Source organism: Sinorhizobium mexicanum (genome assembly GCF_013488225.1).
GTDB lineage: Bacteria > Pseudomonadota > Alphaproteobacteria > Rhizobiales > Rhizobiaceae > Sinorhizobium > Sinorhizobium mexicanum.
The window spans coordinates 1,501,709-1,515,516 of the sequence record NZ_CP041238.1 but is presented as its reverse complement, the minus strand read 5'-3'; the positions used below and the strand labels follow the sequence as shown (position 1 = coordinate 1,515,516).

13 protein-coding genes and 4 tRNA genes are annotated in these 13,808 nt (G+C 60.1%); 4 read left to right on the top strand and 13 right to left on the bottom strand.

Annotated features, from left to right (window positions below):
* Positions 1 to 166: 166 nt before the first annotated feature.
* From nusG to FKV68_RS07090, 8 genes are all read right to left on the bottom strand, one after another.
* Positions 167 to 697 (bottom strand): transcription termination/antitermination protein NusG, encoded by a 531-nt coding sequence (gene nusG / locus FKV68_RS07125; protein WP_136504340.1) that lies wholly within the window; start codon positions 695 to 697, stop codon positions 167 to 169.
* A gap of 16 nt (positions 698 to 713) precedes the next feature.
* A complete protein-coding gene (secE, locus tag FKV68_RS07120) occupies positions 714 to 914 on the bottom strand; it encodes a preprotein translocase subunit SecE (RefSeq protein WP_180940836.1) in 201 nt (66 codons plus the stop codon).
* A gap of 199 nt (positions 915 to 1,113) precedes the next feature.
* Positions 1,114 to 1,189: transfer RNA gene (locus FKV68_RS07115), tRNA-Trp, on the bottom strand.
* A gap of 170 nt (positions 1,190 to 1,359) precedes the next feature.
* A complete protein-coding gene (locus FKV68_RS07110; RefSeq protein ID WP_180940835.1) occupies positions 1,360 to 2,253 on the bottom strand; it encodes an NAD-dependent epimerase/dehydratase family protein in 894 nt (297 codons plus the stop codon).
* 115 nt (positions 2,254 to 2,368) lie between these two features.
* Positions 2,369 to 3,031, bottom strand: a complete 663-nt coding sequence (locus FKV68_RS07105; protein ID WP_180940834.1) for a hypothetical protein — start codon at positions 3,029 to 3,031, stop codon at positions 2,369 to 2,371.
* Positions 3,032 to 3,370: 339 nt separating this feature from the next.
* A complete protein-coding gene (gene tuf / locus FKV68_RS07100) occupies positions 3,371 to 4,546 on the bottom strand; it encodes an elongation factor Tu (RefSeq protein ID WP_180940833.1) in 1,176 nt (391 codons plus the stop codon).
* 263 nt (positions 4,547 to 4,809) lie between these two features.
* Positions 4,810 to 4,883 (bottom strand) — tRNA-Gly (locus FKV68_RS07095).
* 23 nt (positions 4,884 to 4,906) lie between these two features.
* Positions 4,907 to 4,991 (bottom strand) — tRNA-Tyr (locus FKV68_RS07090).
* Between the two features lie 214 nt (positions 4,992 to 5,205).
* On the opposite strand from FKV68_RS07090, the gene FKV68_RS07085 reads away from it, so the two are divergent.
* On the top strand, positions 5,206 to 6,081 hold the full coding sequence (locus FKV68_RS07085; protein ID WP_180940832.1) for a TrmH family RNA methyltransferase: 876 nt from the start codon (positions 5,206 to 5,208) through the stop codon (positions 6,079 to 6,081).
* 12 nt (positions 6,082 to 6,093) lie between these two features.
* Here the strand turns inward: FKV68_RS07085 and FKV68_RS07080 are convergent, their stop codons facing one another.
* Together FKV68_RS07080 and FKV68_RS07075 are read right to left on the bottom strand one after the other, a co-directional pair.
* Positions 6,094 to 6,366 carry a hypothetical protein gene (locus tag FKV68_RS07080; protein ID WP_180940831.1) on the bottom strand — a complete coding sequence of 91 codons (273 nt, stop codon included), beginning with the start codon at positions 6,364 to 6,366 and terminating at the stop codon, positions 6,094 to 6,096.
* Positions 6,367 to 6,475: 109 nt separating this feature from the next.
* The gene (locus FKV68_RS07075) at positions 6,476 to 7,096 is read right to left on the bottom strand and encodes an FMN-dependent NADH-azoreductase (RefSeq protein ID WP_180940830.1); all 621 of its coding nucleotides are present in this window, start codon (positions 7,094 to 7,096) and stop codon (positions 6,476 to 6,478) included.
* A gap of 134 nt (positions 7,097 to 7,230) precedes the next feature.
* On the opposite strand from FKV68_RS07075, the gene FKV68_RS07070 reads away from it, so the two are divergent.
* On the top strand, positions 7,231 to 8,172 hold the full coding sequence (locus FKV68_RS07070) for a LysR family transcriptional regulator (RefSeq protein WP_180940829.1): 942 nt from the start codon (positions 7,231 to 7,233) through the stop codon (positions 8,170 to 8,172).
* A gap of 43 nt (positions 8,173 to 8,215) precedes the next feature.
* On the opposite strand, the gene FKV68_RS07065 is transcribed toward FKV68_RS07070, so the two are convergent.
* Positions 8,216 to 8,291 (bottom strand) — tRNA-Thr (locus FKV68_RS07065).
* Between the two features lie 153 nt (positions 8,292 to 8,444).
* Between FKV68_RS07065 and FKV68_RS07060 the strand changes: the two genes are divergently transcribed.
* Entirely contained in the window at positions 8,445 to 9,218 is a 774-nt protein-coding gene (locus FKV68_RS07060) for an NAD kinase (protein ID WP_180940828.1), read from the top strand.
* Between the two features lie 113 nt (positions 9,219 to 9,331).
* Positions 9,332 to 9,841, top strand: coding sequence for a hypothetical protein (locus FKV68_RS07055; RefSeq protein ID WP_180940827.1), 510 nt, complete (start codon positions 9,332 to 9,334; stop codon positions 9,839 to 9,841).
* A gap of 80 nt (positions 9,842 to 9,921) precedes the next feature.
* On the opposite strand, the gene prfB is transcribed toward FKV68_RS07055, so the two are convergent.
* Both prfB and FKV68_RS07045 read right to left on the bottom strand, forming a co-directional pair.
* A protein-coding gene (gene prfB, locus FKV68_RS07050) for a peptide chain release factor 2 (RefSeq protein ID WP_180940826.1) occupies positions 9,922 to 11,053 on the bottom strand; the annotation gives its coding sequence in 2 pieces (ribosomal slippage) (positions 9,922 to 10,983 and positions 10,985 to 11,053; 1,131 coding nt in all).
* A 153-nt stretch (positions 11,054 to 11,206) separates the two neighbouring features.
* Entirely contained in the window at positions 11,207 to 13,660 is a 2,454-nt protein-coding gene (locus FKV68_RS07045) for a penicillin-binding protein 1A (protein WP_180940825.1), read from the bottom strand.
* Positions 13,661 to 13,808 lie beyond the last annotated feature (148 nt).

The window sequence follows — 13,808 nt, the reverse complement described above, 5'->3', positions numbered from 1 at the left end:
TGTTGAGCCGGTTACCCGGCTGTTTGCCGGCCCTTCGACCGGCGGCTGCGGTTGCGTGGTGCGGATAAACCGACCCGGCTAAGACCGGACACCTCCCACGCGCATGCGGATCACTCCGCCGGAACAAGCCAATCGACCCGCTCCATCCTTTTAAAACCTGCGTTTTTCAGACCTTTTCGACCTGGCCATATTCCAGCTCGACAGGGGTCGCGCGACCAAAGATCGAAACCTCGACCTTCAAACGCGACCGCTCTTCATCAACATCCTGAACGATGCCGTTGAAGGATGCGAACGGACCATCCGATACCCGGACCTGTTCGCCGATCTCGAACGAAACCGACGGCTTCGGACGATCAACGCCTTCCTGGACCTGCCCAAGAATCCGCTCGGCCTCATGATCCGGGATCGGAACGGGCTTGCTGTCGGTCCCGAGGAACCCCGTGACCTTCGGCGTATTCTTGATGAGGTGGTAGGCCTCATCGGTCAGATTGGCGCGAACAAGCACGTAACCCGGAAAGAACTTACGCTCCGAGTCGACCTTGCGGCCACGGCGAATCTCGACGACCTTCTCGGTCGGAACGAGAATCTTCTCGAAAAGGTGATCCAGACCCTTCTGCTTGGCCTTCTCCTCGATCGACTCGGCGACCTTCTTTTCGAAATTCGAATAGGCGTGAACGATATACCAGCGCGCAGCCATGCTACTCTCCACCCAATCAAGCGCCAACGTTGAGGACGAGGCTCATCAGCCAGCCCATCAACTGGTCCGCACCAAAGAAAAAGGCGGCGGCAAAAGAGACCATGACGAAGACCATCAGCGTCGAGATCATCGTCTCGCGCCGTGAAGGCCAAGTCACTTTTGACGTTTCAGAGCGAACCTGCTGCAGAAACATGAACGGATTCGTTTTGGATGCCATAAAATGCTCACGCCATTACGGCGCGTAAAGCCGATGATTCAGCCCCACGCACCGCGTGTCTGTTTGGACCCTACATAAAGACCGATTCCGAAAACCACAAGAGCCAATCAGTCTTTTTTGTGAATATAAAAAGACGGCCGCGCCGCCCTACTCTTTTCATTCCGGCCCAATTCCGACGACGAGGCAGGAATGACGAAACTGGCAGGGGCAGAGGGGCTCGAACCCCCGACCTGCGGTTTTGGAGACCGCCGCTCTACCAACTGAGCTATACCCCTAGACCGAGATACCGACCGGCCAAAAGGCCCGCGCGCGTCTCAAGTCTGCGGCTTCTTATTCAGTTTGCCGGACGCTTTCAAGCGCATTTGCGACAAAAGGGAAAAAAGTTCCTAGAAAATTTCGCAGACCGCCTGGGAGGTTGTCGACGCCGCGGACGGTCCGCGACGCTTCAGTTCTCCACCTGGACGTATCTCCGCCAGTCATGCTCTTCCTTGAAGCCGAGGACCTCGCGGATCTTCCTGTTCGAAAGAAGGCCTTCGAACTCACCGATCTCTCTTTTGAAGGGAACATTCGGATAAAACCGCTTCGCGAGTTCACGGGAAGGCGTATTGGCCGAGACGGTGTCGTTCGCAGCGTTGAATATCGCAAAGCCGAGGCCGTCCTTCTCTACGCAGAGCTTGACGATCTGGCCGAGGTCACGTGCGTCGATATAGCTCCAGGCAATCCTTTTCCGGATTTCAGGATTGGCGAAGTAGTGCGGGAAGTTCGCATATTCATGCGGCTCGATCACATTGCCAATGCGCATCGCATAGATGTCGAACCCCGAGCGCTCCGCAAAGGCGCGGGCCGTCTTCTCGTTCACCACCTTAGAAAGACCGTAGGAGTCCATCGGGTTGACGTCGTAGTCCTCCTCGAGCGGGAAATGGTGGAAATCGCGATGGCCTTCCGCAAAGCAGACGCCGTAGGTCGTCTCGCTCGAGGCAACGATGATCTTGCGGATACCGAGTTTCACCGCGGCTTCGATCACGTTGTAGGTGCCCATCACGTTGACCCGGAAGGTCTCGTTATCCGGCTTGATGAGAATGCGCGGAATGGCGGCAAAGTGCACGACCGCATCGAAGGGCCGCGGCCCTTGATCGAGATCGGGAAAGTCCCGATGCATCGAGAGCGCATTGAACATCTCGCCGCTGTCGGTGATGTCGGCGATCAGGTTGGTGACACCGGGGCTTTCGAGCGGAACAAGGTCGACATTGTGCACCTCGTAACCGGCTTCGACGAGATAAGGGACGGCATGCCGTCCGGCCTTGCCTGCGCCACCCGTAAAGAGAATCCGCTTCTTCATAACTCCTCCCCGCAAAAGAGTAATAGTTAGGCGCTTTGTGCCTTTGCACAAGATGCGCCCACGTTGCGCAATGCTCCTGACACCAAGCACCACACTGTGGCCGGCGTTCGCTACCTCACCATCTCAGGCTATAGCGAATGTCGAAAACACTGCGTGGCGCCAGCAACGGATCGACGACAGCTGCGCCGAGCTGCAGATTGCCGAACTTCTGTTCGAAACCAATGCGGCTCACGCTGTTGATGCCGTCGGCGGAAAGCTCCCCCTGCGCGACAACTGACGTCCGGGTCGCCGGAGAAGTCAGCCTGGCGGTTTGCGTCAACCGCGGCTTGACGCAACGGTTCTCATAGGCATTGCACTGGAGTGCAATGCTGCGGTGGACCTCCGCATCGACGGCCGGCGTAACCATCCATGTGCGCGCGGTGGCGGCTCCCACGTTGCCGGCGCCGCTCAGCGCGTTGAAGTCCAAGCTGACTTGCGAGGAGCGCGTAGCCGCGCGCCCGCTCTTGTGCGAAAGCGCACCCCAGAGCCGCACCGGCGCGGCCGGCGGAGTGATCTTCCCCGACTGCGCCGCCCCCATCGAGAACTCGGCCCCTGCAGTCGTATTCCAGCGCCAGGGGAAACGCACGCCAAGCCGCAGCCTGTAGGCATTAATCCCGGTCTTTGCGGGCGCCCATATAAGCGGATCGTCGTCGGCGGCTGATGCTGCTTGCGGATGAGGCCCGACACAAACAAAAGCGATGCCGACTGCGGCGAGGCGCGTAGCAATGCGTCTTTTCATCGGAATTCCGATCCTCGGTCACAACCGTTGCCATTCCGGCAAAATCGTCAGGTTCGAAAGATAATGCAGATCTGTGACGACCTTATGCTCATCGCCGACCGCGCACCGCGGATGCCGCCAGCGCTGTTGCGCACATTGGGGCAAACGCGGATGCGGATTTGGCGTTCATCACCCAAAACAGAAAGCCCCGCAGTTGCCTGCGGGGCTCCCGAAATCCGGACTAGCCGGGATTACTTGATGATCGAGGCGACGATGCCGGCGCCGCGTGCAAATCGCGCTTACGCGCCATTTGCACCTTTCTCACTGCCGTCGGCAGCTACGGCATCGTCTTTGCGATCATTACTTGATGATCGAGGCGACGATGCCGGCGCCGACGGTGCGGCCGCCTTCGCGGATCGCGAAGCGCAGCTTTTCTTCCATCGCGATCGGCACGATCAGCTCGACGTCAACCGTCACGTTGTCGCCCGGCATCACCATTTCCGTGCCTTCCGGCAGCGTCACGATGCCGGTCACGTCCGTCGTGCGGAAGTAGAACTGCGGACGGTAGTTGGTGAAGAACGGCGTATGACGGCCACCTTCTTCCTTCGTCAGGATGTAGGCTTCCGCCTTGAACTTCGTGTGCGGCGTGACCGAACCCGGCTTGCACAGGATCTGGCCGCGCTCGACGCCGTTGCGGTCGACACCGCGCAAGAGCGCGCCGATGTTGTCGCCGGCCTGGCCCTGGTCGAGCAGCTTGCGGAACATTTCAACGCCCGTGCAGGTCGTCTTCGTCGTCGGACGGATGCCGACGATCTCGACTTCCTCACCGACCTTGATGATGCCGCGCTCGACGCGACCGGTCACAACCGTACCGCGGCCCGAGATCGAGAACACGTCTTCGATCGGCATCAGGAACGGCAGGTCGATCGGGCGCTCCGGCGTCGGGATGTAGGCGTCAACCGCTGCCATCAGCTCGCGGATCGCGTCTTCGCCGATCTTCTTGTCGGAATCTTCAAGCGCAGCGAGCGCCGAGCCCTTGATGATCGGAATGTCGTCGCCCGGGAATTCGTAGGACGACAGAAGTTCGCGAACTTCGAGTTCGACGAGCTCGAGCAGTTCGGCGTCGTCAACCTGGTCGACCTTGTTCAGGAACACGACGATTGCCGGAACGCCGACCTGGCGGGCGAGCAGGATGTGCTCGCGGGTCTGCGGCATCGGGCCGTCGGCAGCCGAGCAGACCAGGATCGCGCCGTCCATCTGCGCCGCGCCGGTGATCATGTTCTTGACGTAGTCGGCGTGGCCGGGGCAGTCGACGTGCGCATAGTGACGGTTCGGCGTCTCGTATTCGACGTGCGCCGTCGAAATGGTGATACCACGGGCCTTTTCTTCCGGCGCAGCGTCGATCTGGTCATACGCCTTGAACTCGCCGAAGTACTTCGTGATCGCTGCCGTCAGCGACGTCTTGCCATGGTCAACGTGGCCAATCGTGCCAATGTTAACGTGCGGCTTGTTGCGCTCAAATTTGCTCTTTGCCATGGGTACGTTTCCTGTGGTCAAATAAGATGGATCAGCCGGCGGGGCCGGTTTGTCGAGCCGTTTAAGGGTTTCGCGGGATTTGCGCAAGACTTAATTGTGTGCGCCGGGATGGTGCTGCACAGCCGTTCAGCGCCTCGGGATCGAACGACGCGCCGGATGTCAGCGCGGCGGCCCTTCAGACGCGTGAACACAAGCACAATCATCGACATGCGACGCTTGCTTGAAGTACTTCCTGAACTGTCTTTGCGCTGCTGGAATAAAGCTGGAGCGGGTAGCGGGAATCGAACCCGCGTATTCAGCTTGGAAGGCTGCTGCTCTACCATTGAGCTATACCCGCGGGCCTTCGATCCAGAAGCAGAATGGTGGAGGGAGTTGGATTTGAACCAACGTAGGCTGAGCCAACGGATTTACAGTCCGTCCCCTTTAACCACTCGGGCATCCCTCCATTATTCTGTCGGGATCAATCGACCAAGCATTTGAGATCGTAAAGGAAGCGGCGACGTTTGCTGCCGCCTCGCGATCTGCGCCGGGTATATGACCGCCCTCCTCCGTCCTGTCAACACGGCGAAACGCAAAATTTCAGAATTTCTCCACAGCGGTGCTGGCGAAGATTGCCGAAAGCGTTTCCAACGGCGATCGAACGTCACTATAAGACGCACATGAGCAAGGACAAGAGCGGCGACAAGAGCGCCAGGGACACCCATTATGCCAATCTCCGGCGCGCCCACCGCGACGCCCGGCGCGAGCGTGGCGAAATCCCCACGCCCAGGCAGGACAAGCGCAAGAAGATGCCTGCCGACTGGAAGCCTCCGGCGCTGGCGCCCGAGCAGGTGCTTCTTTATGGTCTGCATACGGTTCGCGCCGCCCTCGACAATCCGGAGCGGAAAATCGTCCGTCTCTCTGTAACCCAGAACGCGGCTGCGCGGCTGGAACTCGGCGACCTGTCCGCGCTTCCCTTTCCGACCGAGGTCGTCACGCCGCAGGATCTGGACAAGATTCTCGGCCCGGACGCCATCCACCAGGGCGTGATGCTGGAGACACGGGCGTTGCCGCACCGCAGACTCGAAGCGCTGCGCGACTGCCCGCTGATTCTGGTGCTCGACCAGGTGACCGATCCTCACAATGTCGGTGCAATCATGCGCTCCGCGGTCGCCTTCGATGCCGGCGCACTCATCACCACGATGCGCCACAGCCCCACCGAGTCGGGTGTCCTGGCAAAATCCGCTTCCGGCGCGCTGGAACTGATCCCTTATATCCAGATCACCAACCTCGCCGACACGATAGACGAACTGCACAAGCTCGGCTTTCTGACGATCGGTCTCGATTCGGAAGGCCCAGAGCCACTTGAGGGTACCTTCGCCGGCGACAGGATCGCCCTCGTATTGGGATCGGAGGGCAAGGGATTGCGGCAGAAGACGCGTCAGACGGTAAGGGCGCTTGCCCGGCTCGACATGCCGGGAGCAATCAAATCGCTGAACGTCTCGAACGCTGCGGCGATCGCCATGTATGCGGCAAGACAGTTCCTGAACATTTAGACGGCACCGGCTTCAGTCAAGAAACATATCCGCCGTTCCGATCTGGGCGGTCGGGCATCCGTCACGCAACTTCTTCCAGGTACTCACGTTGAGATTCATTTCGCAGCGCGCCAGATAGGAGATGCCGCCCACCCTGATGCAGGCGGTTTGCCCGAGCTCGTATTTCGACCCGTCACGATTGCGACAAGTGCAGCGCGCGTCGGGCGGGGCCGCAAGAACGCCTCCGGCGGCCAAGATCGCCGCCAGCGACAGCGTTGCAACCGGCATCGCGCGCAGACGTTTCATGGGCGGATATTAGCGCGAAATGACGACCAGTAAAAACGGAGAATGCCGGCTGCTTTCGCAGCCGGCATTCTCCGCAACGAACCGATATTTCACGGTCCAGATAAGTGTCTTAGCTCGCCAGGCGAAGGACGTTGCCGGCCGTGATCACCTTTTCGGCCTCGGCAATCGCGAACTGCTTCGAATCGTCACCGAGATTGAGGCCCTCGGCGCGCACGAATTCCACGTCGGTGATACCGAAGAAGCCGAAGACCGTTCTCAGGTAGCTCTCCTGATGGTCCATGGCTGCAGCCGGGCCAGCGGAATAATGTCCGCCGCGGGTCGAGGCGATGATGAGCTTCTTGCCCTTTGCGAGCCCTTCCGGGCCAGCTTCGGTGTAGCGGAAGGTCTTGCCGGCGACGGCGAGGCGATCGATCCAGGCCTTCAGTTGGCTTGGAATGGAGAAGTTGTACATCGGCGCACCGATGACGACCGTGTCAGCGGCCAGGAATTCTTCGAGCATGCGGCGACCGCTCTGAACGTCGGCGGCGAGAGCCGGCTCGACGCCACCAAGATCCGCCGGAGCCATGATCTGCGAACCGGTGAGGTGCTGTACACCGTCGGCGACGAGGTCGCGATAGGTGATCTCGGCATCCGGCCGGTCGGCCTTGATCTGCGAGACGATCGCCGCTGTCAGGCGGCGGGAAACCGAATGTTCTCCGAGAATGCCGGAGTCGATATGAAGGACTTTCATGGGAGGCACCTTTATGTTGCGTTGCGGTGTCCCTCATATGATCGGAAAACAATCGCGGGATAAGTACGCAGATATTTGACATTCTGTTTCCTGATAGAAACAATCCATGGGTAAGAAGGCCTCTGGAGGCAGGAATGCAGGACCTTAATGACATCGCTCTCTTCGCGGCCGTCGTAAGAAACAACGGCTTCAGCGCTGCAGCGCGAGACCTCAACATGCCAAAGTCGAAGCTCAGCAAGCATGTCTCGCGCCTGGAAGAACAGCTTGGCGTCCGTCTGCTCGAGCGCTCCACGCGCAAGCTGCGCATGACCGAAATCGGAACCGTCTTCTACGAGCATTGCCAGGGATTGCTGGAAGGCGTCGAGGCGGCCGAGGCAGAAATCGCGGCGGTGCGCGCCGAACCGACAGGAATCGTACGGCTTGGCTGCCCGTTTGGCTTCACGCCGATGCTGGCTGATATCCTGCCGGGCTTCCATCGCCGATATCCCGGCGTTCGCTTGCTGATCACGACGACCAACAGGCGCCTTGATCTGGTCGAAGAGCGAATCGACGTCGCTCTTCGCGCTCGTGAACAGCTTGACACCGACAACCAATTGATCGCGCGCCAGTTCGGCACCGTGCGCCAGCGGCTTGCGGCAAGCCCGACGCTTCTCGCCCGTCTCAACGGCATCACCGTCGACAATCTCGCCCAGATGCCAACGCTTTCGACGAACGAGCAACATACCAACGACACCTGGCGACTGTTGCATACCGATGGAACCGCAATCGAAATCGCCCACCGGCCGATCATCGGCTGCAGCGATTTCCTCATTTTGGAGCGCGCCGCGATCGAGGGCATGGGAATAGCGCTATTGCCGGACCACATCTGCGAACGCGCCTTCCGCACCGGCGTCCTCGCTCCGGTCCTGCAGGAATGGACATCCGGCGATGTCATGGTCCATCTCGTCTTCCCGTCCCGCCGCGGCCTGCTCCCCGCAACGCGCGCCCTGATCGACTATCTCGCCGAGAACCTGCTCACTGCCATGGCACGCTGTGTCGAGTTCGACCCGAGACCGGCGGCATCGTTCGACATCTGATCAGAAACTGAATGAAAGGGAATGCAGCTAAGCCGTTGAAAAATGGTGCCCCCAGAGAGACTCGAACTCCCGACCTACTGATTACAAATCAGCCGCTCTACCAACTGAGCTATAAGGGCCCTTTCCGCGCTGGGAGTTATCATATTCTGAATCCGTGTAAAGCAAAAATGCGACTTCTCCCAATTTTTCGGGTGCGTTCGCGGCAAGGCCGTGCCAGAAAATGGGGTTAGCAATACAACCGCCCTGCCCTTCAAGACGACGGACTGAGTTTCATGGCCCGCAAGTTCAACACACTCGCCTTCCTCGCCTCTTCGGCAGAAGAGGCGCAAAAGGCGGCCAAGGATCTCAAGGCCATTTATGGTAATCACGAAGCGGACGAAGCCGACGTGATCGTCGCACTCGGCGGTGATGGCTTCATGCTGCACACGCTGCACAGGACGATGAACACAGGCAAGCTCGTCTATGGCATGAACCGTGGCTCGGTCGGCTTTCTGATGAACCGCTACAGCACCGAAGACCTGCATCGGCGCATCGAAAGGGCTGTCGAGAATGCCTTTCACCCACTGGAGATGCGGACAACCGATGTCAACGGCAACGTATTCACGGCATTGGCGATCAACGAAGTCTACCTGTTCCGCCAATCCTACCAGGCCGCCAAACTGAAGGTCATCATCGATGGCAAGACGCGGCTCGAGGAACTGACCTGCGACGGCCTTCTCCTGGCGACGCCGGCCGGCTCGACGGCTTACAACCTCTCCGCGCACGGGCCGATCCTGCCGCTGGAAGCGCCGCTGCTGGCACTCACGCCCGTGAGCCCGTTCCGCCCGCGGCGCTGGCGCGGCGCGCTCCTGCCCAATCACGTCACCGTCGAGATCGAGATCCTCGAAGCGGACAAGCGCCCGGTCAACGCGGTCGCCGATCACCAGGAAGTAAAGTCGGTCGTCAAGGTTCGAATTGCCGAATCGGAAAAACTGACCGCCCGCATCCTCTCCGACCCGGATCATTCCTGGTCCGACCGCATTCTGGCCGAGCAATTCTCCAATTGAAATCACACGTTGCCCAATTGAAATCACACGTTGCAAGACGGATGTGATATGGTCCAAAACGGTAGCCGCTGGTCCCCCCGCTGATCAGGCATTTCTGGAGGATGCGTCGACCGATGTATAAGACCCTGCTTCTCGCGCTTTACCTCGCCCTTCCCGCAAGCAACTTGCGGGCGCAAGAATCCGCCCTCCTTCCCTCGGACATTACCTTCGTGACCAGCACCGGTTATTGGGAGGAAAGCGGTGCCGCGCTTTCGCAGGATGGTGCGGAGGAAAATACCGGTGGCGCTCCCTCCGGTTCACAGGGAAGCTCGGGCGGGAAGCGTGGCTATTACAAGCTCGTTGCTGTCCGCCAAAGCGACGGCACCGCTCAGGTGCATCTTCAGCAAATCGCCTCGACACCCGCCGGCCCCGAAGTGGTTTCGTCGGCCGAGCTGGAAGAATTCACCGCATTGAAACCCTATGTCACCGACATTCGGCCGGAAACATCGACCGGCATCACTCCGCAGCCGGGGATGTTCGCAACCGTCTATCTGAAGACGGACCCTTCGGCCAAGGAACCGGAGTCCTGGACGGTGGTGATCGACGACGTCGGCGACATCAAGATCGAGCGTGCAACAAACTGACACCGCCATAATACCGCCATAATAAAGAAGGCCGGGCGCAAGCACCCGGCCTCCAATGGTTCCAGTCACCTGGAATTGCTTTAGTTCAGGTCTTCGACAACGGCATCCGCACCACCCTGTACACGGTGGGCCAAAGCCGCCTCCATGAAGTCGTTCAATTCGCCGTCGAGCACATCGCCGGGGCTCGTGCTCTCGACGCCTGTCCGCAAATCCTTCACCAACTGGTAGGGCTGGAGGACATAGGAACGGATCTGGTGACCCCAACCGATATCGGTCTTGGAGGCCGCCTCGGCGTTCGCCGCTTCCTCGCGTTTCTTGAGCTCGGCCTCGTAAAGCCGCGCGCGCAGCATGTCCCAGGCCTTGGCCCGGTTCTTGTGCTGCGAGCGCTCCTGCTGGCACTGCACCACGATACCGCTCGGCATGTGCGTGATACGCACGGCGGAATCGGTCGTGTTGACGTGCTGGCCACCGGCACCCGAGGAACGGTACGTATCGATCCGGCAGTCGCCTTCGTTGATATCGATCTGAATCGAATCGTCGACGACTGGGTAGACCCAGATGGACGAGAACGACGTATGCCGCCGGGCATTGCTGTCATAGGGCGAGATACGGACAAGCCGGTGCACGCCCGACTCCGTCTTCAGCCAGCCATAGGCATTTTGGCCCTTGACGAGGAGCGTGGCGGACTTGATGCCGGCCTCTTCCCCGTCCTGGATTTCCATGAGCTCGACCTTATAGCCCTGGCGCTCGGCCCAGCGGGTGTACATGCGCAGCAGCATGTTCGCCCAGTCCTGGCTTTCCGTGCCGCCGGCACCCGAATGGACTTCGAGATAGCTATCGTTCCGATCCGCCTCGCCGGACAGCATGGCCTCGACCTGCTTCTTCGCGGCCTCGTTGCGCAGTTGTCTCAGGGCTTCCTCGGCGTCCGTAACGATGGCTGCGTCGCCTTCTTCCTCGCCGAGTTCGATCAGCTCGATATTGTCGCTAAGCTGCTGCTCGAACCGGCGCAGACCGTTTATGCCATCGTCGAGCTGCTGGCGCTCGCGCATCAGCTTCTGCGCCTCGGCGGCATCGTTCCAGAGCGACGGATCCTCCGCCTTGTTGTTCAACCAGTCCAGTCGTCTTACCGCCTGATCCCAGTCAAAGATGCCTCCTCAGCAGGCTTATGGCCTGCTTGATTTCGTCGACAATATTCTCGATTTCGCTTCGCATGATCCTGCTTCTTGTGAACCCGTAAAAAACGTGAGGGTCAAATAGCGACGCCCGCCGCCGATGTAAAGGCGACGGGCGGCGCATCTTGTCTGTGCATGTCGTTATCCCAAAACCGCTGCACGCTTTTGGGCCACATGCATCGGAAGGAAAGGGTCAGAACAGGCCGTTCGAACCGGAGGTCACCGCCTGGTTGGCCTGCGGCGAGTTCCTCAGGATCTCCTCCGGCGGCACATATTGGTCGAGACCGCCGATGACCGAGAAGGAATCGGCAGGGCCAGTGCCCGGCTTGAAGGCTTCGATGATCGTATCCGGCTCGCCTTCGACAGCGGCCATGCCTGTCTTTCGGTTGACAGGAATGAGGCTCATGCCTTCCGGCACCACGAACTTGCTGGGACGCGTGCCCTTGACCGCCTCCTGGATGAAGGCGTTGAAGATCGGCGCCGAAAGACTGCCCCCGGTCGCCCCGCGACCGAGCGGCGCCGGGTCATCGAAACCGAGATAGAGGCCGGCCACCAGATCGGGCGTAAAACCCACGAACCAGGCATCCTTCTCGTCGTTGGTCGTGCCGGTCTTGCCGGCAATCGGACGATCGAGCTTGATCTTGCCAGCTGCAGTGCCGCGCGCGATGACGCCTTCCATCATCGATGTGATCTGATAGGACGTCATCGGATCGAGGACCTGCTCGCGGTTGTCCGTCAGCACCGGCTCTTCCTGACTGTCCCAGTCGTCGGCGTTGCAGTTGTCACAAGTCCGATCCTCGTGGCGGAAGATGGTCTTGCCATAACGGTCCTGGATCCGGTCGATCAGTGACGGCTTGATCTGCTTGCCGCCATTGGCGATGACCGCATAGGCCGAAACCAGCCGCAGCACTGTGGTCTCGCCCGAGCCAAGCGACATCGAAAGCAGCGGCGCCATCTTGTCATAAATTCCGAAACGTTCGGCATATTCGGCAACGATGTTCATGCCCATGTCGTTGGCAAGGCGCACGGTCATCAGGTTGCGCGACTTCTCGATGCCGAGACGCAGGGTCGAAGGACCGGCAGAGCCGCCGCCGTAGTTTTCAGGGCGCCAGACCTGGCCGCCGGCAACGATCTCGATGGGCGCATCGAGGATGACCGAGGCCGGCGTATAGCCGTTGTCGAGCGCGGCCGCGTAGACGAAGGGCTTGAACGACGAACCGGGCTGGCGCATCGCTTGCGTCGCGCGGTTGAACTCGGACTGGCCGTAGGAGAAACCGCCGACCATCGCCAGCACGCGGCCGGTATGCGGATCCATCGCAACCAGCCCGCCCTGCACCTTCGGCGGCTGGCGCAGCCGATATTCGCCTTCCTGGCCGATTGGTTCTACATAGACGACATCACCCGGGCCGAGCACGCCTTCCGGCGACTTGGCTGTCTTGCGCTGGCCACCGGCGGAACGGTAGGCCCACTGCATATTCTTTGCCGAGATGTGCCCGGTCGCCCGCTCCGGAACGATCTTGCCGGATGCTTCCTTCTCCGGCTGGATGCCGATCTCTGCGCCTTCCGTATCGACCGAAAGGACAACCGCCAGCTTCCATTCCGGCACATCGCTGAGTGCCACTATCTTGCCCAGCGGTTCGCCCCAGTCGCCGCCGATCTCGATGGTCTTGACCGGGCCATGGAAACCGCGGCGTTCATCGTAGTTCAAGAGCCCGTCCTGCAGCGCCTTGCGCGCCACGATCTGCAGATGCGGATCAAGCGACGTGCGCACCGAAAGACCGCCCTCGTAAAGAGCGTTGTCGCCATACTTCTGGATGATCTGGCGGCGCACTTCCTCAGCGAAGAAGTCGGATGCGAACAGGTGAGCGCCACCGCGACGCGGGGTGACCCCAAGCGGCTGCTTCTTCGAATCTTCGCCATCCGCCTTGGTCACGTAGCCGTTTTCCACCATCCGGTCGATCACCCAGTTCCGGCGCTCGATCGCGGCTTCCGTCTTGCGGAAGGGATGATAGTTGGCCGGCCCCTTCGGCAATGCAGCGAGATAGGCAGTTTCGGCGACGGTCAACTCGGTCACCGACTTGTCGAAATAGGTCAGCGCGGCGCCGGCAATCCCGTAGGAGTTCAGGCCGAAGAAGATCTCGTTGAGATAGAGCTCGAGGATTCGATCCTTGCTGTACGCCTGCTCGATGCGGAAGGAGAGGATCGCTTCCTTGATCTTGCGATCGATGGTCTGGTCGGAGGTCAGCAGGAAGTTCTTCGCGACCTGCTGGGTGATCGTCGAAGCGCCGACCGGGCGCCGGCCGGAGCCGAAGTTCTGCACGTTGACGGCGATGGCGCGGAAAAGACCGGTGATGTCAACACCGGGATGCTGGTAGAAATTCTTGTCTTCGGCGGAAATGAAGGCCGCCTTGACGCGGTCCGGAATCGCCTGGATCGGCAGATAGAGGCGCCGCTCGCGGGCATATTCGGCCATCAAAGCGCCATTGCCGGCGTGGAAGCGCGTGGTTACCGGCGGCGCGTACTTCGCCAATACCTCGTAGTCCGGCAGATCCCTGGTGATGGCGCCAAGGTAGATCGCGACGGCCGCAGCAACGCCAAGCAGCAGAAACGCACCAATGCCGAAAAAATATCCAATCAGTCTGATCATCAGTCAGATACCGGTACCTAATTATCGTCCCATTGCCAGGTCGTCGTCGGATGATGCGAAGGCCCGAAGACCTCGTGTTCTCGCAAACGAAATCGACCCCGCCAAAACTCTTCGTCAGAAATCGTCTGGTATTGCGGCTACGCGTTTC